A 25,341-nucleotide genomic window follows, 5' to 3' on the forward strand; every position below is an offset into this window, starting at 1 on the left:
GCGATGACCACGGCATGCCACCAGGTGAAGACAGGTGGCGGAAAGCGTAGGTATTAAAACTTACTTTGCGGAGGCGCCCGCAGGCAAAACTTTTCGGGCCAACTTTTATCTGCTGCCCACTTTGACCTACCATCGCGCGACGCCCCCGGCGAAACGGGCGGCGGTCTCACTTCACGCACCGCGCATCAGGGGGAACATCACCATGTCAGCAGGTTTCATGCCACGTTGGGTTGGCCGGGCAGTCAGTCTCTGGCTTCTGTTGCTTCTCATTCCGCTGGTGCCGGCCCAGCAACGCGCCGTACCGCCCAAGGTGGCCAGGGCCCTGGCGGAGACGCGGACCATCCTGCGGGATGTGTCACGGCTGCGGGAGCTGCCCATCAAGCGTCCGGTGCAGTCGGGCTACCGCTCCCGCAAGGAAGTCGAGCGAGTGGTCATCCAGGACCTCGATGCCTCGCAAACGCCTGAAGAGTTTGCCAACCAGGCCAAAATGCTCGTCGCACTGGGGCTGATTCCCAAAGACTATGCGCTGCGCGATGAGCTGATCCGCGTCCTGACCGAGCAGATTGCCGGGTTTTACCGGCCGAAAACAGGCGAGTTTGTGCTGACCGAGAGCCTGGACGACGACGACCCCGATAGCCAGCGGGTTGCCATCGCCCACGAACTGACGCACGCGCTGCAGGATCAGCACTTTGACCTGCGCCGGTTTGAAAAACCGACCCAGGGGAACAGCGACCGCGACCTCGCCATCCACTCACTCATCGAAGGGGATGCGACCGTGACCATGATCGCCTATGCCCTGGACGGCCGGATGGACATCCAGAAACTCCCGGTTTCGATTGGCACCCTGCTGGAAAACTTCGGCGTCATAGATAACGACCCCCGGAAATCCCCGGCCCTGACGGCAGCGCCAAAAGCCATCCGGCTGTCCCTGCTCTTCCCCTATGCCAGTGGGGCGGATTTCGTCCAGGCGCTGTTGCGCAAAGGTGGCTGGACGCAGGTTTCACAGGCGTTTACCGACCTGCCGGAAAGCACAGAGCAGGTCCTGCACCCGGAAAAATACCTTGCCCGCGAACGCCCGGTCGCCATTGCCCGGCCCGACCTGGCGGCACTGCTGGGCCCCGGTTGGCAACGGCTGACCGACGATGTGCAGGGTGAGTTTGGCTACCGGCTGATTCTGGGCGAATTTCTCGATGAAAAGCAGGCCCGCCGGGCCGCCCAGGGGTGGGGCGGCGACCGCTCAACGCTCTACGAACACCGTCCGACCGGCCAGCTCTGCCTTGTACAAGTCACCCGCTGGGACAACCCCGCCAGCAGCCAGGCCTTTTTTGAAGCGTACGTGGCGCGGACGGCCCGCCGTTTTCCCGAACGGCGCTTTGAACATGCACCGGCCGAACGCTCGGCATCAGACGTGGTGACGGGCGAGGGTGTCCACATTGAGCGGCGGGGCGTGGATGTCTTCATCCTGGAAGGCCTGCCGCCGACGGCCGACCTTCCGGCCATACTCAAGCATCTGGCTGGCACGCTGCCGGGCACTTCCGGCAAACCGTTGTGAGTTCAGGCCGGGGCATCGGTTTTTGAGCTGACCGGAGCAATGTGTTACTTTTCCAGTGTTTGGCCGGACTGTCGGCGGGCCGTTCGGGCGTTGGCAACCAGGACGGCCGCCACGCACACCGCCAGTTCATTCACACGGCCAGGCTTGACACCCCGTGGCATCGCGCACGAAGACCGTTCTGCCAGCGCAGGAGAGAGCCGCATGAACGAGCCATCGCCTGTCGAGTCGTTGTCCGAACCGCCGGACGCCACGACGGCACAGGTCGTCGTTCGTCGTTCAGACGACAGCGTCGCCGGCTTTGACGCACGGCGCATCGTGGAGTCACTGCGCCGCGAGACCGGACTTCGCCCCGAACTTGCCCAGCGCATTGCTCAAGACATCGAAGCCATCATCCAGCAATCGGCGCTGCGCCGGGTGACTTCCTCGCTGCTCCGCACGCTCGTGGATGCCAAGCTCATCGAATATGGTCTTGATGCCGAATACCGCGCCTATTCCCGCCTGGGGCTGCCGTTGTCCGACATTGACCGTCTCATCAAGCAAGGTGGTTCGCCGGCGTCTCTGCTGCCGCTCACCCCGGAAGGCACGGGGCTTGAAATTGCCGCCGCCATCAAACGCGAATACGCCCTGCTCGCTGTCTTTTCGGCGCCGATTGCCGAGGCACACCTGGTAGGGGACATCTTTATTCAGGATTTGGGGGCGATTGACCGCCCGTACGCCATCATGCAGTCGCCGGATGTCGTCAAACGCCACGGCTTTGCCCTGCCCAACCGCTTTGCGGCTTCCCGTCCGGCCCGGCATCCCGAAGTGCTCGTAGCACACCTGGTGAAGTCGGCGGCGGCGCTTCAGGGCTATGTCAATGGCGCGGTCGAATGGGATGCCGTCAACTTCAGTCTGGCACCCTACCTCGCAGACCTTGGCGAGCGTGAACTGCTCCAGGTGGCGGAAGCCCTGATGTTCGAGCTGTCGGCCCCGGCCGTTGGGCGGGGCGGCATCACCCCGACGTGCGTCATCCACCTTGACTGGTGCGCGCCGGCCTATCTGGCCCGGCGGCCGGCGATTGGTCCGGGCGGCAACCTGACCGGAAAAACCTATCAGGACTACACCCCAACGGCGCGGCGCTTTCTCCGGGCGCTCTTTGCGGCCTACCGGGACGGCGATGGACAGAAGCTTCCCCTTTCCGGGCTGCGTCTGGTTCAGCACGTCACGCCGGAAGACGATGATGCGGAATGGCAGGCCCTGGTGACAGAAGCCTGCCGGGCCGTACTTGAACGGGGCAACGTCTGGTTTGTCTTTGACCACACCCCGGAGCAGGCCTTTCTGCATCGGTTTGGCCTGCCGTACGCAACGGTTTTTGCCGACACGACCACAGATGAATGGTGCACGGCTGCCTTTCAGGCCATAGCGATCAACCTGCCCCGTGCCGCCTACCGCGCCTCCCCCGGCAAAACTGCCGAGATATTTGAGGAACTGACGCGGCTGATGGACATTGCCGCGCAGGCTCACCTGGAAAAGCGGGTGTTTCTGGAAAAACTTCTGGCCCGGGGCGAGGATGGGCCACTGGCCCTGCTGACGGCGCGCCGGGGCGGGCGTCCGTTTCTGCGATTGCACCGCACGACACACCGCCTCTGCCCGGTCGGGCTGGACGATCTGGCGCAGGCCGTCACAGGCTACCGGCTGCACGAGTCTTCCGTCGCACGCGACTTCGGTGCCCAAGTCATCGCCCACCTGACGGCCGAGGCGATTCGCCTCACCTCCCGGCACAAAACCCACTTCACGCTGGCCGAATCCCACACGGAAGGCATGACGGAACGCTTTGCCCACATGGACGCGCGATTTTTTCCCAAAACGATTGCCGAGGGCTATTCGCCGGCGGATTTGGACAACGAAGGGAACTACGTCAACAGCGCGAAGCTGTCACCGTCCGTCGCTCTTCCGCCCCGCCAGCGCGCCCAGTGGGAGGGGCAGATTCAGCGCGGCAGCCTGCTCAACGCCACCACGGATGTCTGGCTTGGCGATGAACTGCCAACGCCGGAGCAGCTTGCCCAACTCGTGGCCGACCTGCGTACCGACGGGCTGGCGACAGGGCTGATGGTGTCACCCGAATTCACCCTGTGCCGGAGTTGCGGTCATGTCGCCGTTGGAAGCCATGGGAACTGTCCGTCGTGCGGCTCAAGCCACGTGGAGACGCTGGCCAAGTCCACCAACCGCTACAGTCGTGTTTCGGGCTGGTCGCCCGCCGCGCAAGCCGAACGACGGCAGCGCGCGCGGCTCACACCTGCCGACCTGTGAGCCATTCGCCGCAGTCCAGCTGAGCCATCCAGTATGGACGGCACGGTGTGGACGGCGGCCGGCTCCGGTTATTCATCTCCCTCCTCAGCCACGGGAAAGGTGCTGACCAGATCGAGCAGGTCGGGACTCGACCGCGGCTCGCTTTCCCGAATCCAGGCGGCCAGTTGCAGACGCTGCTCACGATTGAGCTGATTGACAAGTCGCACAAGTTCCGCGCGTTGCTGCTTCAGGCGGGCATTGAGCAGGGCGTTTATCCGGGCTTCCAGCTCGGCGTCGCGCGCCTGTGGCTGGGTCGCCAACGCTTCTGCCACCAGGCGGGTCACGGCCTGTTGGAACGCGGGGTCATCTGTGGCCGGTGAAGTTCCTGTCTGGCGTGGCATCAGGTCCGGCACAGTCGGCACGGCCGCCGGAGGCTGCGGCGTCCGGGCCAGTTCGGGGCCGGTCAACCAGCCGGTGGACAGCGATACCCCCTGGGGGCCAACGGTCAGCCGCAGGTTGGCCAGTGACAGTACGAGAACGATGGCTGCCGCCCCGGTAGCCAGTCTGCCCCACATCGGGAGCAGGGCGAAAAACTCCCGCCACGCCTGCCACACCGTCGGACGGATGACGAGCTGTAACCGGGGCGCTACGGCATCCATTTCCCAGCTCTGGAGCGCCGTGCGTACGGTCTGCAAACCTTCGAGTTCAGCCCGGCAGACAGGACAGGTCTGCAAGTGACGCTCGAAGCTGGCTATTTCGGCGGGCGTGGCCTCGCCGTAGAGATACGCCACCAGGTCCGAACTGCGGTCACAGGCCATTGCGGATTTGTCCGTCGCGGGTTTGCGTGGTGTGGTCATGACAGTGCTACTCCTTGCCGGGGGAGAACCCCAATCCTTCCAGTCGCCGGCGCAGCAGGGTCAGCCCCGTGTAAAGCCGGGTCTTGACGGTGCTGACCGGAATGCCGAGCACCTCGGCGATTTCGTGAAACTTCAGCCCTTCATATTCCTTCATCACGATGACCTGCCGCATCTCGGCTGGCAAAGCCGCCAGGGCACGGCGGACGAGTTGCGCCCGTTCATCCCGCAGCAGCCGCTCGTCGAGGGCATTGTCCGTATCCGGCGGATCAAACCCACGGGTTTCAGCCTGCTCCTCCAGCGACAGGCTTTCTGCCGGCTGGCGGCGCTGGCGCGAATGCCACGCATTGAGCGCAATCCGGTAGAGCCAGGACGAAAACTTCGCCTCTCCGCGAAAGGATTTGAGATGGCGGAAGGCCGCGAGAAAGGTCTCCTGACAGACATCGCGGGCGTCTTCGTCCGAACCGCTCAGGCGGTAGGCCAGGCTGAAAATCGGGCGTTCCCAGCGCCGTACCAGCACTTCAAAGGCATGATGTTCACCTTCCAGCGTACGCTCGACCAGTTCCAGGTCCGACGCTTCCACCATAGAGCCGTGTTCTCCCTGCCGGCCACGTTGGTTGGTCATCTCTTGCGCGCCATTCGCCGGCGCACGACATAAGACGCCACCGAGGGTCGCAAAGTCGGATTTTCAAGGCTGGATGTTCAAGGGCTGGCTTCCCTGCCGGGCGCGCGTCACGGCCGGGCTGCCCTGGACAGTGTGGCATTTTGGCCGCCATGGCTGCCACACGTCCGGCCAATTTGCCCCACAGCCCGGACAAACCAGCTCCGCAACCATCCGTAGCGGACAGACAAAGTATTGTTTTTGAATAACTTGGTCAGACAAACCGCCCCTTTCCCGGTATGGCACGCAAGTTGTTCCGGGAACAGTGTGGACAGCCGCCCGACGGGGCGGCATCCACAGTCAAACGCCATTTCACAGGAAGGAAGCGCAACACGATGAAGAAAGCAGCTCTTGCACTGTTCGTTGCCCTCGTCATGGGGGTCACGACCTTCGGCGTCATCGAGACGGCCTATGCCCAGGAACAGCCGACGGCCGACAGCGGCTCCGGCACCACGAAGACGATGAAGAAGAAACGCCGCCGCCGCCGCAAAAAGAAAGCCGAAACGCCCAGTGGCTTTGTGATGGCCAACCAGTTCTAAACGCATCCGTCCGCAGGCAATGCGGAGACTTTGCGTCTCACTTTCGGGTATGGGAGCGGTGCTTCCCATACCCGTTTTTTGTGCGTCATTACCGCCGTTTTTCGGGCGTTGCCGTTGGGGGCAGGGGTTCTGCACTGCCCAGACAGGGCTTGTTTCTGAAGTTTTGCCAAGTAGTATAGAAGCTCACCACAACCCAGGCATTCCCACACCCCAAGGAGTTCCTTTCCGGCATGAACGTTGACATCTGGACGCGCGACGCGCGTACGTTGGCCACAGATGCGGTGGCCGTTTTTGTGTTCGAGGAAGAAACGCCGGCCAGCCCGGAACTGACGCCCTTTGACGCGGCTCTCCCAGGGCTGCTGCCCACGGTCTTTGGCATGGAGATGCGCGGCAAGGTCGGGGACATCGTTACCCTGCATGCGACCAGTGGCCTTGAAGCCAAACGCCTGATCCTCGTTGGCGCCGGAGCCAGGGAGAAGTTTGACTACCGGGCGCTTCGCCAGCGCAGCGCCCAGGTTGCCCGGGTTGCCGCCAAAAAAGGCGTCACTTCCCTTGGCATCGTGTTGCGTGACCACCTCGACCCCATGCTGGCAGCCGCGGCCATCACGGATGGCGTCATCACCGGTCTCTATGACCCGGCCCTGTACCGGAAGCCAAAAGAAGACACCACGACGATCACTTCCCTGACTCTGTGCCTGACGCCGGCCATGAGCGCGGCGGAAGCCACGGTTCGCCAGGGCGTGGACCGGGGCATCACGCTGGCCGAGGCCGTCAACTTTGCCCGTACGCTGGCGCAGGAACCCGGCAACAAGCTCACTCCGGCTGAAATGGCCCGGCGGGCGCAAGCCATGGCGGAACGTGAAGGGCTGGAATGCACGATTTTCGGGCGTGACCGGATGGCGGAGATGGGCATGGGGGCGCTGCTGGCCGTCGGACAGGGCAGCGCCCAGGAACCACAACTCATCCGGTTGAGTTACCGTCCGGCCGGAACCAACGGAGACCAGGGGCCGCGCCTCGCCGTCGTCGGCAAGGGTATTACCTTTGACACCGGCGGCATCTGCCTCAAGCCACGGGATGCGATGTGGGAAATGAAGTACGACATGTCGGGCGGGGCGGCCGTCATCGGCGCCATGCAGGCCATTGCCCGCCTCAAGCCGCCGATGGCTGTGGATGGCTACGTTGCTGCTGCCGAAAACATGCCTTCATCCACATCTTACAAGCCCGGCGACGTGCTGCATTCCTACGATGGCAAAACCATCGAGGTCATTGACACGGATGCCGAGGGGCGGCTCGTTCTCTGTGACGCTCTGGCTTACGCCCGCAAGGACGGCGGCGCGACGCACATCCTCGATCTGGCCACCCTGACCGGTGCCGTCATGGTGGCACTCGGTCAGGAACGCGCCGGGCTGATGGGGACGGACTCCGCGTTCATCGAAAGTGTCAAGCAGGCGGCGGCGGCGGCCGGTGAAAAGGTCTGGCCGTTGCCCCTGGACGAGGAATACGGCGAGCTGATGAAAAGCGACATTGCCGACATCAAGAACCTGGGCAACCGGTATGCCGGCTCGATTACAGCCGCCTGGTTTCTGCGGGAGTTCGTCGAAGACGTGCCGTGGGTCCATCTGGACATTGCCGGCGTGGCCTGGCTCGATAGCGACAAGCCGGACATGGCAAAAGGACCGACAGGCTTTGGCGTCCGTACCGTTGTGCAACTTGCCGAACAGATGGCCGCCGCGCAGGTGAACTAGAAACAGGGCGCTCTCACGCGACACCCCGTGGTCGTCAGGAAGGGGGCGCCCGATGGACGACTCCCTCGAACTCTGGATTGAACGTCTCGTCGCCGGCGGCGAAGGGCTGGCCCACCTGCCCGATGGGCGTGCCGTCTTTATTCCGCAGACAGCGCCGGGTGAACTCGTGCGCGTTCGCCTGGTTGAAGAAAGACCCACCTTTGCGCGCGGCCGCCTGCTGGAAGTACTCCAGCCTTCGCCGGTGCGGCGTGCCGCGCCCTGTCCACACTATGGCACGTGCGGCGGCTGTCAGTTGCAACACGTCCAATATGCCGCCCAGGTCGAGGCCAAGCAGGCGTTCATCCGCGAGGCGCTGCTGCGCCTGGGACAAATTGCCTGGGACGGGCCCGTCCCGATGCGAACCGGCCCCGAATGGGGCTACCGCAGCCGCGTCCAGTTCAAGCTGGCCGCCGATGGTCGGCGGTTGCGGGTTGGGTTCTATGCGAGTGGCACCAATGACCTGTGTGACATCGAGACCTGTCCGCTGCTGGCGCCGCCGCTGGCCCGGCTTCCGGCTGTCCTGCGACAACAGGCACCGTCCTCTCTGGCTGGCAAAACCCTGGACATTGCCCTTGGGGATGACGATGGGCTGTCTGCCTTCCCGGCTTTTGCTGACCTTCCCGGTCGCCCTGTTACCCGCCGCATCGGGCATTTCGTCTATACCTACGACGCACGCTGTTTTTTTCAGGTCAACCGGGAACTCGTGGCGGCGCTTGTCGCTGAAGTCGTGCCGGACGACCTGCCTTTCGGCGGGTTGGCTCTCGATCTCTATGCCGGCGTGGGCTTGTTCACCCTGCCGCTGGCGCGGAAGTTCCGGCAGGTGCTGGCCATTGAAGCCTCTCCGAATGCCGTGGCCTTTGCCCGCGAAAACATCCGGCACAACCAACTGACCAACGCCCAGGTCGTCGCCGAAGACTGCGCCCGGTGGATGCAGATGCGGGCGGCTGCCTTTACCGACCGGGTGGACTGGCTTGTGGCGGACCCGCCGCGTGCCGGTCTCGATAGCGCCGTCCGCACGGGGTTGGTGACAATTCGCCCCCGGCAGATTGTCTATGTCTCGTGTCATCCGGCGACCCTGGCGCGCGACCTGAAAGTGCTGCTGGCGCACGGTTATCGCCTGACGAAGCTCGTCGGACTGGACCTGTTTCCCCAGACGGCCCACGTTGAAGTCGTGGCGCAGCTTGTACGGGGCGATGCCGGCAACTGACGCCGCCCACGCACCGGAACATCAGGTAAAACCTTTTCTTCCAGCAACTAAACCTTTCCAGAAAGGCCGGTTGTTCCCGAAAAAAGCCTTCTTCCGGCTTGACCCCCGGCCGGAGGCTGCCTACTATCCCGCTCTGGCAAGGTGATTCTGAAGTCGCTCATGATGCCTGACCCGCTCCCGCAACACACGCCGGTCCTGGCGGCTGAAGTCCTGACGGCCCTTGCGCCGACGCCGGGCAAGCGGTTTGTGGATGGGACGGTCGGGCTTGGCGGTCACAGCGCCGCTCTTCTGGCGGCCGGCGCACAGGTGCTTGCCATTGACCGGGATGCCAGCGCGCTGCGCCAGGCCGCAGAACGTCTTGCCCGGTATGGCGACCAGGTGTGTTTCGTTCACGCTGACTTTCGTTCCTTGAAAACGGTACTCAACCAGCCGGGATGGTCGGAGGTGGACGGCATCCTCGTGGACTTGGGGGTTTCTTCCTGGCAGCTCGATGAACCGGCGCGTGGTTTCAGCTTTCGCCACGATGGGCCGCTCGACATGCGCATGGACACCTCGCAGCCGGTCACGGCCGCGGACATCGTCAACACCTGGGAAGAAGAGCCGCTGGCGGAGTTGATCCGGCAGTGGGGCGAAGAACGCTATGCGCGCCAGGTTGCGTACCGCATCGTTCAGGCCCGCCGCCAGACCCCCATCAGGACAACCGGCCAGTTGGCGGCCATTGTCCGGCAGGCCATTCCACAGCGCGGCCCGCAGCGGATTGATCCGGCAACCCGTACGTTTCAGGCCCTGCGGATTGCCGTCAACCGGGAACTGGACGGCCTGGAAACCTTCGTCTCGGAGGCCACGGATGTCCTTGCACCGGGTGGACGATTGGCGGTCATCACCTTTCACTCGCTCGAAGACCGCCCCATCAAACGGGCGCTGCGCCGGGAAGCCGGCATCCCGGACGATGACGCGCCGACCGACTTCTGGGGACGCCGGGTGACGCCGACGCCACGCCTACGGCTTCTGCACCGGCGGCCGATCATCCCGACAGACGCCGAAGTCGCTTCCAATCCACGGGCGCGCAGCGCCAAACTCCGTGCGGCAGAGCGACTTCCATAACGTGGCAGCCGCGCGCCCGTGCCAAGAACGAACTCAGGGGGGACATCTCAACGACATGGTGGAGAGGCTGGTATGTCTCGCTATCGCTATGTTTCCCCGGTTGCCAACCGGCCGCGCCGCCCCTCTCTCGACTGGCGGCTGTTTTTCCGGTGGTCAACGGTAGGGATCATCGGGCTGGTGCTGGCCGCAGGTTTTGGCTTCGCGGCCTGGCAGCAGTTGGAAGCCCTGCGCCTGAGTTACGAAACCGACCAGTTACGCAAACAACTCGACGAACTGACCCGTGAACGGCAACGGCTCGAAATTGAGCGGCAGCGTAAGCTTTCGCCGTTGCTGCTCAGCGGCACCACCCGCGCCCACAACTTTTCCCCGCCACGGCCAAGCCAGACCGTCCGCGTGGAGGTGCGTCGCTGATGCCTGCCGGACGGGCGCTGACCACACGCATTGCCGCGCCAATCCGCAACGCCCCAACGCCCATGACGCGCCGGCGGCGGGTTTCGGCCGCCGACCGCCCGGCAGTGACGGTGGACTGGAGACTGGTCACCATCGGCGGGCTGCTCGGCCTCTGGATGCTCATTGTCATCGGGCGACTCGTCCAGCTCCAGGTCTATCAGGCCGCAACGCTGCGTGAAAAAGCCGAGCAGCAGCAGCAAAAAACCTTCAGGACAACGCCGGCGCGCGGCACCATTCTCGACCGCCAGGGCCGTGAACTCGCGACGAGCCTCAAGGTCGCTTCGGTGTATGTGGCCCCGCAGAATATCCGTCCCGAAGAAGACCGGCGGAAACTGGCGGCCACGCTGGCAGCCGTTCTGGGGCTGGATGCGGACAAGGTGCTGGAAAAGCTCACCAGCAAGCGGCCCTTCGTGGCTCTGAAGCGCAAAGTCAGCCCGGAAGAGGAAAAGGCCATCCAGAATCTGGGGCTGCCGGGCGTTGAACTCGTGACCGAAATGCAGCGCCATTACCCCCAGGGACTGGTCGGCGCATCGGTCATCGGTTTTGTCGGCCTCAGCGAGGATGAAGTGGAAGAACGCGGCAAAGCCGGCGTCGAACGGGCGTTCGAGCAGCATCTTCTGGGCCGTCCCGGACGGGTCATCGTCGAACAGGACGCGCGCCGCAAGGTGTTCAACGTCCTCGAAACCGCCCCCGAAGTCGGGCAAAGCCTCATCCTGACGCTCGATGCGCAGATACAGTTTGAAGTTGAACGTATCCTGACCGAAGCCCTCCGGGAACAGGGGGGCAAAGGGGGGGCGATTGCCGTTCTCGAACCGGCGACGGGTGAAGTCCTGGCGCTGGCTTCTTCCTTCGGCGACCCGCTCCACGAACCACCCCGAGACGCCGAGGCGCTGCTGCGCCGGTATCGCAACCGGGCCGTGATGGACCACTACGAACCCGGCTCGGTCTTCAAAATCGTCACCTACGCCGGCGCCTTCGAGGAAAAGCTCCTGACGCGCCAGCAAAAGATTGACTGCCAAGGCGGGTCCATCCAGATGAACGGCCACACCATTCTCGACGGCGGGCGCTACGGGGCGCTGACGGCCGAAGAAGCCTTTGCGAAATCCTCGAACGTGGCTGCCATCAAAACCGGCCTCCGGCTGGGACGCGACCGGCTGCTGCGCTACGTCGAACGGTTTGGCTTCGGGCAGCCAACCGAGGTTGGTCTGGCCGGAGAAACGCCGGGCGGGGTCGGCCAGTTGAGCGATGCCCTGCTGGGCGCGGTGCCTATGGGCTACAGCGTCAATGTGACGCCGCTTCAGTTGTGCGCCGCCGCGGCCACAATTGCCAATGGAGGCGTCTGGGTTCAGCCCCATGTGGCCCGGCGTATCGTCTCGACCACCGGGGATGTGCTGCTCGACATCAAGCCGCGTACCCGCCGCGTGGTCAGCCGCGAAACCGCCCGTGAGATGACCGAGTTGATGCGGGCCGTAGTTGAACGTGGCACAGGCAAACGGGCCTCCGTGCGTGGTTACACAACCGCCGGCAAAACGGGGACGACCAAAAAGGTCGAGCGCGGACGCTACTCCGAAACGCGCTACGTGGCCTCGTTCGTCGGCTTTGCGCCGGCAACCCGCCCGGCGCTGGCGATTGCCGTCATGATCGATGAGCCACCCTACGGACGCCACCACGGCGGGGATGCTGCCGCCCCGATCTTTGCCCGCGTCGTGGAAACCCTGTTGCCGCTGCTCAAGATACCACCCGACACTTCACCGGAGATTGACCCGGCCTGGGCCGCCGGAGCGCCCATTCCCACCGAAGCCACCCCCGACGGCGAGGTGGCAGACCGCCCGGCGCCGCTACGACTCCCCACGACACAGGCAACGGTTCTGGCTGCGCCCCCGAACCCGGAAACGACTTCAGTCGTCACGGTCGGCGACGCCCGGCGGATGCCCGACCTGCGCGGACTCAGCCTGCGGGCGGCCCTGACGGCCTGCGCCAAGGTTGGTGTCCGGCTGGAAGCGACCGGATTCGGCACGGTACGGACACAATCCGTCCCTCCCGGCACCCTGATCACCGAAGGCATGGCGTGTCAGGCCACACTTGATCACTAGGCGTTTTTGTCGGCAACGCGCCGCAACCGCACCCGCGCAACCGCACCCGGATGTGTCGCAGGTTCAGTCTGCTTTGGAAAACCTGGAAAGCTGGGCATCGAGCGACCACGCGCCCGCGCCTGAAAACAGCAACGACAGCGCGCCCAGCATCAGCACGAGCGGATATTCCTGCTTGTTGAAGCCATCGTTGGCATGGGCGATGAAAGCAGCGACACCCATCGTCAAAGCCACAAACACGGCGGCCCAGCGCGTCGCCAGACCAAGCACGAGGGCCAATCCACCCAAAAACTCGGCGGCAATGGCCGCCCAGCCGAAGACCGTCGGCAGCGGAAATCCCAACTTCCCGACAAAACCGATGAACCGGCCCGGATCGCCAAAGAGCTTTTGCGAACCGTGAATGACCATCGCACCGCCAACAGCCAGACGCAGCAGAAAGGGGCCGCCAGCCGAGAGCCGGTCAAGCCACGGCAGCCAGAGCAGGTTTTTCACGTTATCTCTCCATCCGGTTGGAATTTATTTTGGTGGCTCAAGCGGAAAGACACCGATGCCTTTGTCTTCCAGACTGCCCAGGTAAAGCCTTCCCCCGTATTCGACCACATTGGTGACGGGCGCAAAGGCCGTGGGGGCCGGGTCCTGAAGGTTTCGGATGACTTCCCCCCGGTCGTTGATGCCAAGGACGAAACCGTAGTGGTCGGGCTTCGGCTGAAAGGTGCGCGGCAACCGCACCACCATTTTCCGCCAGAAGGGCTGTGGCAGCAGACGGTCAAGCACGGGGTTGCGCCGGGCAAAGAGCGCCACCCAGAACACGCCGTTCTGACCCGTTGAAACGCCGTCGGGAAAGCCCGGCAGATTCTCGATGAGCGGCTCAACCTGGCCGCGCCGCTCGCCGGCCAGCCAGTAGCGCAGCAGCCGGTACCTGGCCGTCTCGGCCACCACCAGAAACTGCTGGTCAGGACTGATGGCGACGCCATTGGCAAAGTACAGATTGTCGAGCACGACGCGCGTCGTCTTCGTTGCCGGCTCATAGGCGAGCAGGCGTCCGTTGGGGCGGTGCTCCAGGAAGTCCAGACGGTATTCAGGCTGGCCGAACTTCCACGAAGCATCGGTGAAATAGATGGTTCCGTCAGCGGCAATGTCGAGATCGTCGGTAAACCGGAAGGGCTTGCCGCCAGCTTCCGTGCTGAGTACCGACACCGTGCCGTCGGGGGCGATGTCCAGCAGGCCGCGAAAGCAGTCCGCCACGATCAGGTGGCCGCGCTGGTCAAACTTCAGGCCCAGCGGCCGCCCACCCGTGGAAGCGAACCGTTCCGGCGTCCCTCCCTCGACCGGCAGGCGGTAGATGGTGCCATCCTTCGCGCCGGCATAGAGACGCCCATCGGGGCCGACCGCCACATCTTCCGACCCAACAATGACCTCGGCCCCAAGTCGGGCCACTCCAGCCAACGCTTGGTTGACGGCATAGACCCCTTCCAGCTTTGGAGCCGGCGGCGGCGTCCAGGCAGCGGCATCAATCCCGACCGGGTAAAAGAGCAGGTAGAGAACGCCCAGCAGCACGATGCTGGCGCAGGCGAGGATGAGATTCCCAACTTTCACAGGCACTCCTTTTCACTTCATTCCCGGCTACCGGCCAAGGGCGGTAATCATCTGCTGCGCTTCACGCCGGGCCCAGGCATCCGCTGCCAACACAGCTTCAAGGGACGTGGTGGATTGTCCATCGTGCCGGGCCAGCGTGGTCTCGATGACGTAGGGAATATCCACGAACCGGATGCGTTCTTCGAGAAAGGCTGCCACGGCTTCTTCGTTGGCGGCATTGAGTGCGGCCGGGAACGTACCGCCGGCGCGCAAGGCTTCGTAGGCCAGCCGCAGGCACGGAAACTTCACCGGGTCCGGCGGATAAAACTCCAGCCTGGCCACGGCCGTCAGGTCGAGCCGTTCAACCGGCGCCGGCCGGCGTTCCGGGTAAGTCAGGGCGTACTGGATCGGATGCCGCATATCGGCTACGCCCAACTGCGCCATCGTTGAGCCATCCACAAAAGCCACGAGCGAATGCACGACCGACTGCGGATGAATGACGACTTCGATCTGCTCCGGCGGCAGGTCATACAGCCACCGGGCCTCGATGACTTCCAGCCCCTTGTTCATCAGGGTGGCGGAATCAATGGTGATTTTGCGCCCCATTGTCCAGGTTGGATGCCGCAGCGCCTCTGCCAGTGTGATCCGGGGAAAGTCCTCCACCGGCAGCGTCCGAAAGGGGCCGCCGCTGGCCGTCAGCACAAGGCGGTACACTTCCGTGCGGGCGTTGCCCCGCAGGCACTGGTGCAGGGCGTTGTGTTCGCTGTCCACCGGCAGGACTTCCGCCTGACATTCCCGCGCCCGGCGCATCATGAGTTCGCCGGCCATGACGAGCGGTTCCTTGTTGGCAATGCACACGCGGCGGCCCAACTCAATGGCGCGCAACGTCGGGAGCAGTCCGCGTCCGCCGACCACGGCCGACATTACCACGGCGGCTGCCGGGTGGGTGGCCACAGCCACCATCCCTTCCACACCAACGGCAACGTCACCCGTCCAGTCCGGCGCAACGAGTTGCCGAAGCTGCTGCGCGGCAGCCTCATCTGCCACGGCGACGAGCTGTGGACGGTAGCGCCGGATTTGTTCAGCCAGCCGTTCGACGTTCCGCCCGGCGGCGAGCGCCACGACCGTAAAGCGGGGCGCCAGGTGCTCGACGACATCAAGCGTGTTGCAACCAATCGAACCCGTCGAGCCGAGAATGGCCAGTCCTGTCATGAGCTGTTTCCAGAAACAAAAAAGTGCGCTGCCGGCGCATCCGTGCTTGACGCGAGTCTATCGGTTCCGAAAACGTATGCAACCACAAAGCCTGAGTCTGCTTTAGCGTTGATGACCGCTTCCGGTGAACCGGTCCGGCGCGGATGGATGTTTCACTATGCTGGCTTTTCTTTTTCCCGGACAGGCATCGCAGTACGTCGGCATGGGGCGCGACCTCGCCGCCGCGTTTCCCGAAGCCCGTGAAACCTTCCAGGAAGCCGATGATGCCCTGGGATTTGCCCTCAGTACCCTGTGCTTTGAAGGACCCGAAGCCGAACTCAACCTCACGGCCAACACCCAACCGGCCGTGCTGACCCACGCCGTAGCCACCTGGCGCGTCCTGCGCCGGCAGGGCTTTGCCCCCGGCATCGTAGCCGGGCATTCCCTGGGGGAATACAGCGCCCTTGTCGCGGCTGGTGTGCTCGACTTTGCCGATGCCGTCCGGGTGGTGCGGCGACGCGGACAGTACATGCAGGAAGCCGTTGCGCCGGGGGTGGGGGCCATGGCGGCCGTTCTCAAGCTGGACGCCCAGACCGTCACGGCGCTGTGCGCCGAAGCTGAGCAGGACGGCGAGCTGTGCCGCCCGGCCAACTTCAATGCCCCGCAGCAGACGGTCATTGCCGGCCATCGTCCGGCGGTGGAACGCGCCACCGGGCTGGTCCGGGCACGCAAGGGCCGGGCCATTGAGCTTCCCGTCAGTGCGCCGTTTCACTGCCCGCTGATGAAACCGGCGGAAGAAAAACTGGCGCGGGATTTGGCCGAGCTGACCTTTCACCCGCCACAGTGTGCCGTGGTGGCCAACGTCAACGCCCAGCCCACGACCGAAGCTGAAACGGTGCGGGCAAACCTCATTGCGCAGGTCTGCGCGCCGGTGCAGTGGGTCGCGTCGGTTCAGACCCTCGTTGCCCAGGGGACGACGACTTTTGTCGAAGTTGGACCCAAAACAGTACTCACCGGGCTGGTACGGCAAATCGTGCCCGAAGCCGTCACTTTCCAGGTGGAGTCCCCGCAGACCCTCGAAACCTTCGTAGCCGGGATGCGCCTGCCTTGACAAAACGCCGGCTTGTGCAACAGTCAGCAGCAGCCCTGCCAGGTACTTGCCCCAAACGACCCGATGGCTTCCGTTCCGCTGTCACGATGTGCGTGTTCGTTATCACCTTGCGTTGACGGGATGACTGCTTATGGACAAAAAAATCCTTGACCGCATTCTCACCATGGCCGTCAAAAGCGGCGTCTCCGACATTCACTTTCAGGCCGGGAGCGTTCCCCTGTTCCGCTACAACGGGACGTTGATGGATGTCAAATATGATGTTCTGACGCCACAGGACACGGAACTCATCGCCCAGATTCTGCTCAAAAATGACCGTCTGCACGCCCACGATGAGTTCGTCGAAAAGGATGTGTCCTACGGCGTCGAAAATGCCGGCCGCTTCCGGGCCAATATCTTCAAGCAGCGCAACAGCTTTGCCATCGTGTTGCGCGCCATTTCCATCGAAGCCCGGACGCTTGAGCAACTGAACCTGCCGCCGACGCTGGCGCACATTGCCGACCTGGGCCGCGGCCTCGTCCTTGTGACCGGGGCTACGGGCAATGGCAAGTCCACCACCATGTCGGCCATGATCGAGCACATCAACCGGACGCGCAAACTCCACATCATCACGATTGAGGACCCGATTGAGTTCCTCTACAAAAACGACCGCAGCATTATCACGCAGCGCGAAATCGGGCAGGACACCCGCTCGTTTCCGGAAGCCCTGCACGCGGCCCTGCGCCAGGACCCGGATGTGATTCTGGTTGGGGAAATTCGGGATGCCGTCACCTTCGACACAGCCCTGCGCGCAGCCGAAACCGGGCATCTCGTCTTCAGCGCCATTCACACGACCGATACCCAGAAAACGATTTCCCGCGTCCTGGGCTTCTATCCGCCGGAAGAACAGGCCGTGGCGCGGGCCCGGCTGGCCGACAACCTGGCGGCCGTTATTTCGCTGCGCCTGTTGCCGATGGCGAACCAGCAGGGGCGCATTCCGGCCGTCGAAATTCTGCGCATGTCGAGCGCCGTCCAGGAATGCCTGCGCAATCCCGAAAAGCTCAACGATCTTGGGTTCGTCATTGCCCGCAGCCGTGAGTACGGCATGATGACCTTTGACCAGCACCTTGTGGAGCTGTGCAAAGCCGGCAAGATCACGCCGGAAGTGGCCCGCGCCGCTGCGACCAACCGCCTTGAGTTTGACAAGGCGATGGCCGCTGAACGGGCAGCCGCCCCGCCGGCTTCGGAAGCTGCGCCGGCCGCGACCAGTCCGCCTCTGACAACGGGGGGGCCTGAAGCTAAATCCGGGACAGATGATGGCACTGGCAAAACCTATTCGTTTGTCTGATGACTGCCGCACCTGAAGCCGAAGCGGCCGGGCCAGACACCGGGCTGGACATCGCGCTGGACGCCGAACCGCGCCCCACTCTGCGCCAGTTGGGTGGGGATTGTCTTTTGCTCGGCGCGACGGCCTTCGGTGGCGGAGCCATGATCAGCCTGCTTCAGGATCGGTTCACGCAGCGCCGCCGGTGGCTCCGTGACCGGGAGTTTCTCGAAGCGGCAACGCTGGCGCAGAGTCTGCCGGGTGCCATTGCCACGAACACAGTGGCGTTCGTGGGCTACCGGCTGCACGGTCCCGTTGGCGCGCTGGTGAGCATGGCGCTCTATGCCCTGCCGTCCTTCGTGCTCATGCTCGTCTTTGCCGCGCTCTATGGGCACCTCCGGGACATTCCTTCTGCGACGGCCGTCCTGACGGGACTCAACGCCGCAGCTTCCGGGTTGGTGGCGGTGACGGCTGTGCGCCTGGGACGGCAAGCCGTTGCCATGCGCTGGCAGGGGTTGCAGGCCGCGGCCGTCTTTGGATTGGCCATATCCTTTCCGGCGCTGACGCTGTATCTCATCCTGCTGTCGCTCCTCGGCGGGTTGCTCTGGGCAGCCTGGCAGCGTCGGATGCCTCCCGTACCTGAAGCCACAACACCTGAAACAATCGTACATGCCGGCGCATCGCTGCCACTGCGACACCACCTGCTGCTGGCCACAGGGCTGGGCCTGCTTGTGACCGGCCTGTGGCTTGGCAGCGGCTTCATCACTGAGCCATTCCTCCGGCGGCTTGTGCAGCTTGCCCTGGTCACGCTCAAGGTTGGCGGGCTGACCTTTGGCGGCGGCTTCGTCATCATTCCATTGCTGGGGCATGAAGTCGTGGATGTGCACCTCTGGCTGACACCGAAGGAAGTGTCCGACGCGGCGGCGCTGGGACTGTTGACGCCGGGGCCATTCGTCATTGCCGCCGCCTTTATCGGCTACCGGGTGGCGGGGCTGGCCGGGGCAGCCGTGACGACCCTGGGCATCTTCGGCTTGCCCCTGTGGCTCGTTGTCATGGTCGCCGGGGCCGTCGAACGCTTTCGGCAGAATGCTCTGGTACAGGGTGCGTTGCGCGGTGTGATGCCCACCGGCGTGGCGTTGCTCGCCGCAGCGGCCGTCACCATCGGAAAGGGCGCCTATACACCTGACCTCTACACGTGGGTGCTTGCTCCCGGTCTGGGCCTGACCAGCGCCTGGCTGGCCGGACGCCACCACACCAACCCAATGTTCATCCTCTTTGGCGGCGCCTTGGTTGGTCTGGCCGGCCAGTGGCTGTTTGCCTGACCATTTCTGTGCAGCATCTCACGGAAACACGGTTGAAGCCCGGAACGCAGCACAGTAATCTTGTTCCGGTTACTGAAAGCATCACTTCGGGGGCTTCAACAGGCTTTCAACCAGGCCGGGCTTGATTCAACCAAAGGCGCTTTCGATTTTGCTGCCCTGCCGCCGCCCCTTATGCCCGCTCTGGCCTGGACCTTCCATCCTGATCATCCTTTGGTGGAGTATTGCTCCAGGGCAGGCCACAACTCCGGTGCCCCGCAATCCGACCTCGGCCGGCGCCGTCTTTGAGCCGTTCACGCAGGACCAGGGGCTTTCCAACAACGGCATCACCTGCCTGCTTCAGGACCAACGCGGCTTCCTGTGGATTGGGACGGAAGACGGACTCAATCGCTACGACGGCTACGGCTTCAAGGTCTATCGCCACCGCCCTACCGACCCCAACAGCCTGCCCGCAAACTTCATCCGGGCGCTGGCGCAGGGCCCGGATGGGACGCTGTGGATGGCCACTGATGGGTGCGGGCTGTGCCGTTACGATGCCTGGACGGATCACTTTGTAAGCTATGCCCTCACACTTTCCCCAAAGGAACGCTATTTCAGCAGCATCGAAGTCAGCCAGGATGGGTTGGTGTGGTTGGGTGGCAATGACGGCCTCGTTTGCTTTGATCCCCAAACCAACGTCAGCGCCGTATATCCTCTCTGGCGTGACCTTCACCTGCGGTCGCCCGCCACGTATGTTTCAAGCACCCTCGAAATTGCCCCGGACCGCTTTCTGGTAGGCAGCAGTCACGGCATCCTGCTGTTTGACCGGCAGACCAGACGGTTTTCCGTCGTCCTGGCCGCGCCTCCGCGCCTGCAAAAAGGAGATATTGTACAGCTTCAGTTTTCCGGCCACATCGTCGGACGACTTCGGGATGGTCGCATCTGCGTTGGCTTCATCAACTGGGCCCTGTTTCTGCTTGATCCACAAACGCTGCGCGTCACCCAAGGATACGACCTGGAAGGACGCCCGCTCACCGGCGACAACCGGGGGCTGCCACCGCCACATGACGCCTCGCTGCACGGCAAGGCCGTGTTTCTGGATCAGTCCGGGAGTGTCTGGATTTTCAAACGCTTCTCGGCTCCCAGACGCCTGGACCTCGCCACGGGTGAGTTGACCTTCATCCAGAACACAGTCCCTTCGGGCACATTCAAAGCCCAGGAACCCATGGTGATGATGCAGGATCGCTCCGGGGTCTTCTGGTTTGGCGACCGCATCAACGGTCTGCTGAAGTTCTCTCCGATATGCAACCGGTTTGAAACCTATCGCCACCACCCGTTTGACGACAAATCACTCGTCAACAGCTACACCCATGGCATTCTGGAAGACAGCCGCGGCCGGCTCTGGGTCTGCTCGCAGTTTGGCGGTATCAGCCGGCTGGACCGGCGCACCGGGCAGGTGGAACGCTACAACCTCCACTTCGCCTCAGCCACCAGGCGCCCAACTGAGGCGGTCTTTACCATCTGCGAAGACCGGCGCCAGGTGCTGTGGGTTGGGACGGAATACGGACTCCACATCCTGAACCCGGAACAACGCCGTCTTCAGCCAGCCCCACTGCCGCAACTGCCAATCCTCGCCACCCAGGCCCTTTATGAAGACCACCGGGGCCACCTCTGGATGGGCATGGCGGGTCGGTTGTTTGAGGTCTCACCCGATCGCAGGACCGTCACCGACCAGACGAAAGCCTTTGGTCTCGCCCCCACGCCGCCCCCGCCGGACGCCGTGGGGGATGACATACAGTGCTTCTATGAGGACCAGCGTGACCGGCATCTCTGGATTGGGGGCATTTATGGGGCAGTGCGTTATGACCCGGTACACCAAACCCACCGGACGTACCGCATTGAGCGCAAACCGGCCTACGGCGTCCCTTATGTCACAGGGTTTGCGGAAGGGATGGACGGCACGCTGTGGATGGTGACCAAGGGTGCCGGGCTGTGCCGCTTCGACCCACAGCGCGAGACATTCACCCACATCACCGAAGAACAGGGACTGCCACACAACAACTGCTATGCCATGTTGCCCGACACCGATGGGACGTTCTGGCTCAGCAGCGACGCGGGACTGTCACACGTTGATCCGCAGCACCTGACCTTTCGCACCTACACCGTGGACGACGGACTGCAAGGGCGCGAATTCAACCGCTTTTCGGCCTTTCAGAATGCCCGTGGCGAAATGTTTTTTGGCGGCACGCAGGGCCTTACGATGTTTCATCCATCCCACGTGAAAGATGACCGGTCGCCACCGCCGGTCGTGCTCACCAAAGTCAGCATCAACGGCCAGCCACAGCCGGCCATTGAAGGGAAAAACCTCACGCTCGACGCCGACCAGAACACCCTGGAGGTGAGTTTTGCCGCCCTGGATTTCCACGTTCCCCAAAACAACCGGTATCAGTATCGGCTGGAAGGGTTTGACCGGAACTGGCGCGACGCCGGTACACGGCACGAAGCGACCTACACGAACCTTCCCGCCGGACGCTACACCCTTCACGTCAAGGCGGTGAATCACGATGGTGTGTGGAATGCCGGGACCGTGCTGTTGCAGATGGTGATCCGCCCGCCGTGGTGGCAGACCTGGCTGGCGTACCTGTGCTTTGCTCTGGCTGGAACGCTGGTTTTGTATGGTGGCCTCCGCTGGCGGCTGCGCCAGTTGACGGCCCGGACGCAGGCGCTGGAAGCCACCGTGGCGGAGCGCACGCAGGAAGTTCTCCGCAAAAACGAGGAACTCATTGCGCGCAACGTGGACATCGCCACCGGCAAACGCGAGATTGAAATTCAGCAGCGCAACTTTCTGGAGAGTCTGACCTACGCGCAGATCATCCAGCGGTCCACCCTGCCCTCCAGTACCGAAATCCACCGGGCACTGGGCGAGCACTTCATCGTCTGGAAACCCAAAGACATCGTGTCGGGGGACTTTTACTGGGTTCACCGGCATCATGACCGGGTGATCTTTGTGGTGGCCGACTGTACGGGCCACGGCGTGCCGGGGGCGTTTATGTCCATGATCGGCAACGACCTGCTGGGGAACATCGTCATCGAGCGGCAGGTACTCGACCCGGCTGAACTGCTCCAGCAGCTTCATCAGGGCGTCAGCCGCGCTCTCAAACAGCAGGACGACACCGGACTTCCTGATGGTATGGAAGCATCAGCGTGCCGACTGGACCTGACGACGGCCACGGTGACTTTTGCCGGGGCGCGGCAATCGCTGTATGTCGTGGCCGACGGAGCGCTGGCCGAAGTCAAAGGCGACCGGCATGCAATTGGCGGCCGGCAGTCCCGGCGGCAGGCGCGGGTTTTCACCAACCACAATGTGGACCTGACGCCCAACACCATGCTGTATCTGGCTACCGATGGCTTTGCCGACCAACCCGACCCCCAAGGGCAGAAATTCAGAACCCGTCGCCTACGGGAGTTGCTGGTCAAGGTGGCTGACCTGCCGCTGCCGGAGCAGCAAAAGCGTTTGGAAATCGAGCTGGCTGCGCACATGGGCCCGGAACCACAGCGCGATGACATCACCCTCGTGGGTGTGCGCTGGGTTCCACACCACCACGCCGCGCAAAACGGTGAGGCATAGCACTGGAAGCTGAGCGGCTGGAAGCCGGTTTCCGGGAGTTCCCGCTTCACACGCCGAGCAGCCAACGCGCGGTGAAGAAGTAAATCAGCAGTCCCGTGATGTCCACGATGGTCGTAAGCGCCGGGCTGGCGACCACGGCCGGGTCAAGCTTCAGGCGTGCGGCCGTCAGTGGCAGCAGCGCCCCAATGAGCGTTGCCGTCACCACCTGCATCGAGAGCGCCAGACTGATGACGAGCGCAATGTTGCCCAGGGAAAACCCGGGCGGAATCTCAACGCCCTGCGAAAGCCACATGATCTTGGCCCAGGCCAGAATCCCCAGCACTGCCGCCAGAAACACACTGACTTGCAGTTCCTTGAGCAACACCCGCCAAACGTCCCGGGGCGAGATTTCACGCAGCGCCAGCGCGCGCACGACCACCGTTGCCGACTGGCTGCCCGTATTGCCGCCGGTATCCGCCACCATCGGCATGTAGAGCGCCAGAATGATGACCTGCGTCAATGTGGCTTCAAACTCGTGGATGATGATGCCCGACACCAGTCCCAGCGCCCCCAGCCCGACGAGCCATCCCACCCGGTGCTGCACGTGCTTCCAGACGGATGTCCGCAGATAGCCATCCGTGCCGGTGCTTCCGGTAATGGCCATAAAGCGGCGCATGTCTTCCGTGTGCTCCTGGGTAATGATGTCAATGGCGTCGTCGTGCGTGATGATGCCGACCAGCGCCCCGTCGTCATTGACGATGGGGAGCGCAATGAGGTCGTACTTCTGGATGATGTGGGCGGCGTCTTCCTGGTCGTCGCTGGTTTTTGCCGAGATGACATCCTCGTGCATGATGTCGCGCACGGTGGCGTCCCGGCGGGCCAGGATCAGGTCTTTGAGCGAGACGAAGCCGAGCAGCCTGCGATCGTTGTCCACCACATAGGAGTAATAAATTGTTTCCTTGTCGGGCGCGACCTCGCGCAAACGTTCGATGGCGGCGGCTACCGTCAAATCCGGCGACAGCGTGGCGTAATCCGAAGTCATCACGGCGCCGGCCGTGCCGTCTTCATAGTTGGTCAGGCGGCGAATGTCTTCCCGTTCGGCCTCGGCCAGTGCTGGCAGGACGGCGTCGCGGGATTCCTCCGGCAGACGACGAAACAGATCGGCCCGGTCATCAGGCGGCATATCGGAAAGCAGCCGCGCCATGTCGGCGCGGGGCAGCGTCCCGACCATGTCCACCTGCAGATTGGGTTCCAGATGGCTGAAAATCTCCGTCCGCAGGACAGGATCAATATCGCGCAGCACCTCCCACACCGCCTTGGGTTCGAGCGCCGAAAGCGCCTCGGCCGCAGCAGCCGGATGGCTTTTCTCACACAGATGACGCAGTGCGCCGTTGGAACCAGGCGCAACTTCCTGGCTGGTGGAAGGACGGGCGGCTGGTTGGCGTTTCACCGGAGCACACCTCGACAGGCAGGATGGTGCGAAGCCGGTGGTCTATCCAAGGAAGACCACACAAAAGGCGGAAGTATGCGCCTTTGTGGTGCGGAGCGTCAAGCCGTCCTGGCCTGACCGGTGATTTTACCCTGATGGGCATCACCACCGGCCAGGCAGCGGCAAAACGGTAACGATTTCAGCCGCCATAGCAGCCAGGTCCGTGGCAGGGCCTTGTGAATGGGCGTTCAATCACCAAACCCGGCCAGACAGGCGGTATCTTCGACATACGAGGAAGCCATCTGGCACGGCAGCAACCAGTGGCGGTAGTGCGGCACCCGTCCGCGTACCACATCGGCATACAACGCCTGCAGGCGGCGCGTCACCGGCCCGGACTGTCCGTTGCCAATGGGACGGCGATCCACCGCGCCGATGGCGGCAATCTGCGCCCCTGTCCCGCAGAAAAAGATTTCATCGGCAATGTAGAGTTCCGAGCGGTCAATGGGACGGAACTCGGTTTCGATCCCCAGCTCCCACCGCGCCAGTTCCACGACCGTATGGCGCGTGATGCCTTCCAGAATGTCAGCATAGACCGGAGTTGTCACCAGCCTGCCACCGCGCAGGATGAACAGGTTCATCGCCGCCCCTTCCGCCACCTTGCCGGCGGCATTCAGGACGATGGCTTCGTCGTAGCCGTTGTCGCGGGCTTCGGTGGCGGCCAGAGCCGAGTTGACATACGCCCCGCAGATTTTCCCCCGCGCCGGAATGGCGTTGTCTTCAAGGCGTCGCCAGGAAGAAACGCCCACGGACAGCGGACGGGAAGTATCCACGTAGTCGCGCATCGGCACGACAAACATGGTGAAGTCTTCGCCAGGGGAGAGTTTCGTGCCGATTTGACGCGCGGTTTTATAGACCAGCGGGCGGATATAGACATCCTCACGGTAGCCGTTGCGACGCACCAGCTCCGCCGTCAGCTCGCATAGTCCATCCGCGTCATAGGGCAGGCTCATTTTGAGCAGGGAAGCATTCTGGATGAGACGTATGAAGTGTTCCCGGGGGCGAAACAGGTACATTTCCTCGTCGTCCCCGTTCCAGTAGCCACGAATACCTTCAAAAACGGCGGTGCCGTAGTTGAACGCATGCGTCATGACGTTGATGTTGGCTTCGGCCAGCGGCACGAAGCGTCCTTCAAAAAAGGCAATTTCACGATGGCGCATGAGGTTTCATCTCCCTTGAATAAGGACTCTCTCAACCAACTTACACGCCCGACCGTCACATCGGAGCCAAAAAGTCATGACGCACGTAATTGCGCACAAACACT

The 25,341-nt window shown here is 63.2% G+C and carries 19 protein-coding genes; 12 read left to right on the top strand and 7 right to left on the bottom strand.

Annotation, left to right across the window (positions count from 1 at the left end; translation table 11 throughout):
* Positions 1-217 precede the first annotated feature (217 nt).
* Together CABTHER_RS09700 and CABTHER_RS09705 are read left to right on the top strand one after the other, a co-directional pair.
* Positions 218-1,552, top strand: a complete 1,335-nt coding sequence (locus CABTHER_RS09700) for a hypothetical protein (protein ID WP_148264017.1) — start codon at positions 218-220, stop codon at positions 1,550-1,552.
* Positions 1,553-1,753: 201 nt separating this feature from the next.
* A complete protein-coding gene (locus CABTHER_RS09705) occupies positions 1,754-3,841 on the top strand; it encodes an anaerobic ribonucleoside-triphosphate reductase (RefSeq protein ID WP_014100463.1) in 2,088 nt (695 codons plus the stop codon).
* A gap of 68 nt (positions 3,842-3,909) precedes the next feature.
* Here CABTHER_RS09705 and CABTHER_RS09710 read toward each other — a convergent pair whose 3' ends face one another.
* Entirely contained in the window at positions 3,910-4,677 is a 768-nt protein-coding gene (locus CABTHER_RS09710; RefSeq protein WP_014100464.1) for an anti-sigma factor family protein, read from the bottom strand.
* A gap of 7 nt (positions 4,678-4,684) precedes the next feature.
* The gene (locus CABTHER_RS09715) at positions 4,685-5,260 is read right to left on the bottom strand and encodes an RNA polymerase sigma factor (protein WP_014100465.1); all 576 of its coding nucleotides are present in this window, start codon (positions 5,258-5,260) and stop codon (positions 4,685-4,687) included.
* Between the two features lie 410 nt (positions 5,261-5,670).
* Between CABTHER_RS09715 and CABTHER_RS09720 the strand changes: the two genes are divergently transcribed.
* From CABTHER_RS09720 to CABTHER_RS09745, 6 genes are all read left to right on the top strand, one after another.
* Positions 5,671-5,874, top strand: coding sequence for a hypothetical protein (locus CABTHER_RS09720; RefSeq protein WP_148264018.1), 204 nt, complete (start codon positions 5,671-5,673; stop codon positions 5,872-5,874).
* Between the two features lie 230 nt (positions 5,875-6,104).
* Complete coding sequence (locus CABTHER_RS09725) at positions 6,105-7,619, top strand: leucyl aminopeptidase (RefSeq protein ID WP_014100467.1); 1,515 nt, start codon at positions 6,105-6,107, stop codon at positions 7,617-7,619.
* Between the two features lie 52 nt (positions 7,620-7,671).
* Positions 7,672-8,865: a class I SAM-dependent RNA methyltransferase gene (locus CABTHER_RS09730; RefSeq protein WP_014100468.1), complete on the top strand. Its 1,194-nt coding sequence runs from the start codon at positions 7,672-7,674 to the stop codon at positions 8,863-8,865.
* Positions 8,866-9,027: 162 nt separating this feature from the next.
* Positions 9,028-9,969: a 16S rRNA (cytosine(1402)-N(4))-methyltransferase RsmH gene (gene rsmH / locus CABTHER_RS09735; RefSeq protein ID WP_041569848.1), complete on the top strand. Its 942-nt coding sequence runs from the start codon at positions 9,028-9,030 to the stop codon at positions 9,967-9,969.
* 72 nt (positions 9,970-10,041) lie between these two features.
* On the top strand, positions 10,042-10,380 hold the full coding sequence (locus tag CABTHER_RS09740) for a hypothetical protein (protein WP_014100470.1): 339 nt from the start codon (positions 10,042-10,044) through the stop codon (positions 10,378-10,380).
* Positions 10,380-12,512, top strand: coding sequence for a penicillin-binding protein (locus CABTHER_RS09745; RefSeq protein WP_014100471.1), 2,133 nt, complete (start codon positions 10,380-10,382; stop codon positions 12,510-12,512). Before CABTHER_RS09740 ends, CABTHER_RS09745 begins: the two co-directional genes overlap by 1 nt.
* 63 nt (positions 12,513-12,575) lie before the next feature.
* On the opposite strand, the gene CABTHER_RS09750 is transcribed toward CABTHER_RS09745, so the two are convergent.
* The 3 genes from CABTHER_RS09750 to CABTHER_RS09760 are packed head-to-tail and all read right to left on the bottom strand — an operon-like array spanning position 12,576 to position 15,296.
* Positions 12,576-13,001, bottom strand: a complete 426-nt coding sequence (locus CABTHER_RS09750; RefSeq protein ID WP_014100472.1) for a DoxX family protein — start codon at positions 12,999-13,001, stop codon at positions 12,576-12,578.
* Between the two features lie 24 nt (positions 13,002-13,025).
* Positions 13,026-14,105, bottom strand: coding sequence for an SMP-30/gluconolactonase/LRE family protein (locus CABTHER_RS09755; RefSeq protein ID WP_014100473.1), 1,080 nt, complete (start codon positions 14,103-14,105; stop codon positions 13,026-13,028).
* Between the two features lie 27 nt (positions 14,106-14,132).
* Positions 14,133-15,296, bottom strand: a complete 1,164-nt coding sequence (locus CABTHER_RS09760; RefSeq protein ID WP_014100474.1) for a 1-deoxy-D-xylulose-5-phosphate reductoisomerase — start codon at positions 15,294-15,296, stop codon at positions 14,133-14,135.
* A 157-nt stretch (positions 15,297-15,453) separates the two neighbouring features.
* Between CABTHER_RS09760 and fabD the strand changes: the two genes are divergently transcribed.
* From fabD to CABTHER_RS09780, 4 genes are all read left to right on the top strand, one after another.
* Positions 15,454-16,386, top strand: a complete 933-nt coding sequence (gene fabD, locus CABTHER_RS09765) for an ACP S-malonyltransferase (RefSeq protein WP_014100475.1) — start codon at positions 15,454-15,456, stop codon at positions 16,384-16,386.
* Between the two features lie 130 nt (positions 16,387-16,516).
* Positions 16,517-17,710 carry a type IV pilus twitching motility protein PilT gene (locus CABTHER_RS09770; protein WP_014100476.1) on the top strand — a complete coding sequence of 398 codons (1,194 nt, stop codon included), beginning with the start codon at positions 16,517-16,519 and terminating at the stop codon, positions 17,708-17,710.
* Positions 17,710-19,008, top strand: coding sequence for a chromate efflux transporter (chrA, locus tag CABTHER_RS09775; protein ID WP_014100477.1), 1,299 nt, complete (start codon positions 17,710-17,712; stop codon positions 19,006-19,008). The genes CABTHER_RS09770 and chrA overlap by 1 nt, the downstream gene beginning before the upstream one ends.
* Before the next feature lie 247 nt (positions 19,009-19,255).
* The gene (locus CABTHER_RS09780; RefSeq protein ID WP_014100478.1) at positions 19,256-22,612 is read left to right on the top strand and encodes a two-component regulator propeller domain-containing protein; all 3,357 of its coding nucleotides are present in this window, start codon (positions 19,256-19,258) and stop codon (positions 22,610-22,612) included.
* A 46-nt stretch (positions 22,613-22,658) separates the two neighbouring features.
* Here the strand turns inward: CABTHER_RS09780 and mgtE are convergent, their stop codons facing one another.
* Complete coding sequence (mgtE, locus tag CABTHER_RS09785; protein WP_014100479.1) at positions 22,659-24,041, bottom strand: magnesium transporter; 1,383 nt, start codon at positions 24,039-24,041, stop codon at positions 22,659-22,661.
* Between the two features lie 227 nt (positions 24,042-24,268).
* Positions 24,269-25,237, bottom strand: coding sequence for a branched-chain amino acid transaminase (locus tag CABTHER_RS09790; RefSeq protein ID WP_014100480.1), 969 nt, complete (start codon positions 25,235-25,237; stop codon positions 24,269-24,271).
* Between the last annotated feature and the right edge of the window lie 104 nt (positions 25,238-25,341).

Origin of the sequence: Chloracidobacterium thermophilum B, from assembly GCF_000226295.1 — a bacterium.
GTDB classification, from domain to species: domain Bacteria; phylum Acidobacteriota; class Blastocatellia; order Chloracidobacteriales; family Chloracidobacteriaceae; genus Chloracidobacterium; species Chloracidobacterium thermophilum.

Excerpts from the sequence above, each read along its gene's own strand:
- chrA (WP_014100477.1), top strand. The coding sequence starts at position 17,710 with ATGACTGCCGCACCTGAAGCCGAAGCGGCCGGGCCAGACACCGGGCTG.
- CABTHER_RS09740 (WP_014100470.1), top strand. The coding sequence starts at position 10,042 with ATGTCTCGCTATCGCTATGTTTCCCCGGTTGCCAACCGGCCGCGCCGC.
- CABTHER_RS09710 (WP_014100464.1), bottom strand. The coding sequence starts at position 4,677 with ATGACCACACCACGCAAACCCGCGACGGACAAATCCGCAATGGCCTGT.
- CABTHER_RS09725 (WP_014100467.1), top strand. The coding sequence starts at position 6,105 with ATGAACGTTGACATCTGGACGCGCGACGCGCGTACGTTGGCCACAGAT.
- CABTHER_RS09790 (WP_014100480.1), bottom strand. The coding sequence starts at position 25,237 with ATGCGCCATCGTGAAATTGCCTTTTTTGAAGGACGCTTCGTGCCGCTG.
- CABTHER_RS09770 (WP_014100476.1), top strand. The coding sequence starts at position 16,517 with ATGGACAAAAAAATCCTTGACCGCATTCTCACCATGGCCGTCAAAAGC.
- fabD (WP_014100475.1), top strand. The coding sequence starts at position 15,454 with ATGCTGGCTTTTCTTTTTCCCGGACAGGCATCGCAGTACGTCGGCATG.
- rsmH (WP_041569848.1), top strand. The coding sequence starts at position 9,028 with ATGCCTGACCCGCTCCCGCAACACACGCCGGTCCTGGCGGCTGAAGTC.
- CABTHER_RS09705 (WP_014100463.1), top strand. The coding sequence starts at position 1,754 with ATGAACGAGCCATCGCCTGTCGAGTCGTTGTCCGAACCGCCGGACGCC.
- CABTHER_RS09700 (WP_148264017.1), top strand. The coding sequence starts at position 218 with ATGCCACGTTGGGTTGGCCGGGCAGTCAGTCTCTGGCTTCTGTTGCTT.
- CABTHER_RS09745 (WP_014100471.1), top strand. The coding sequence starts at position 10,380 with ATGCCTGCCGGACGGGCGCTGACCACACGCATTGCCGCGCCAATCCGC.
- CABTHER_RS09760 (WP_014100474.1), bottom strand. The coding sequence starts at position 15,296 with ATGACAGGACTGGCCATTCTCGGCTCGACGGGTTCGATTGGTTGCAAC.
- CABTHER_RS09715 (WP_014100465.1), bottom strand. The coding sequence starts at position 5,260 with ATGGTGGAAGCGTCGGACCTGGAACTGGTCGAGCGTACGCTGGAAGGT.
- CABTHER_RS09730 (WP_014100468.1), top strand. The coding sequence starts at position 7,672 with ATGGACGACTCCCTCGAACTCTGGATTGAACGTCTCGTCGCCGGCGGC.
- CABTHER_RS09720 (WP_148264018.1), top strand. The coding sequence starts at position 5,671 with ATGAAGAAAGCAGCTCTTGCACTGTTCGTTGCCCTCGTCATGGGGGTC.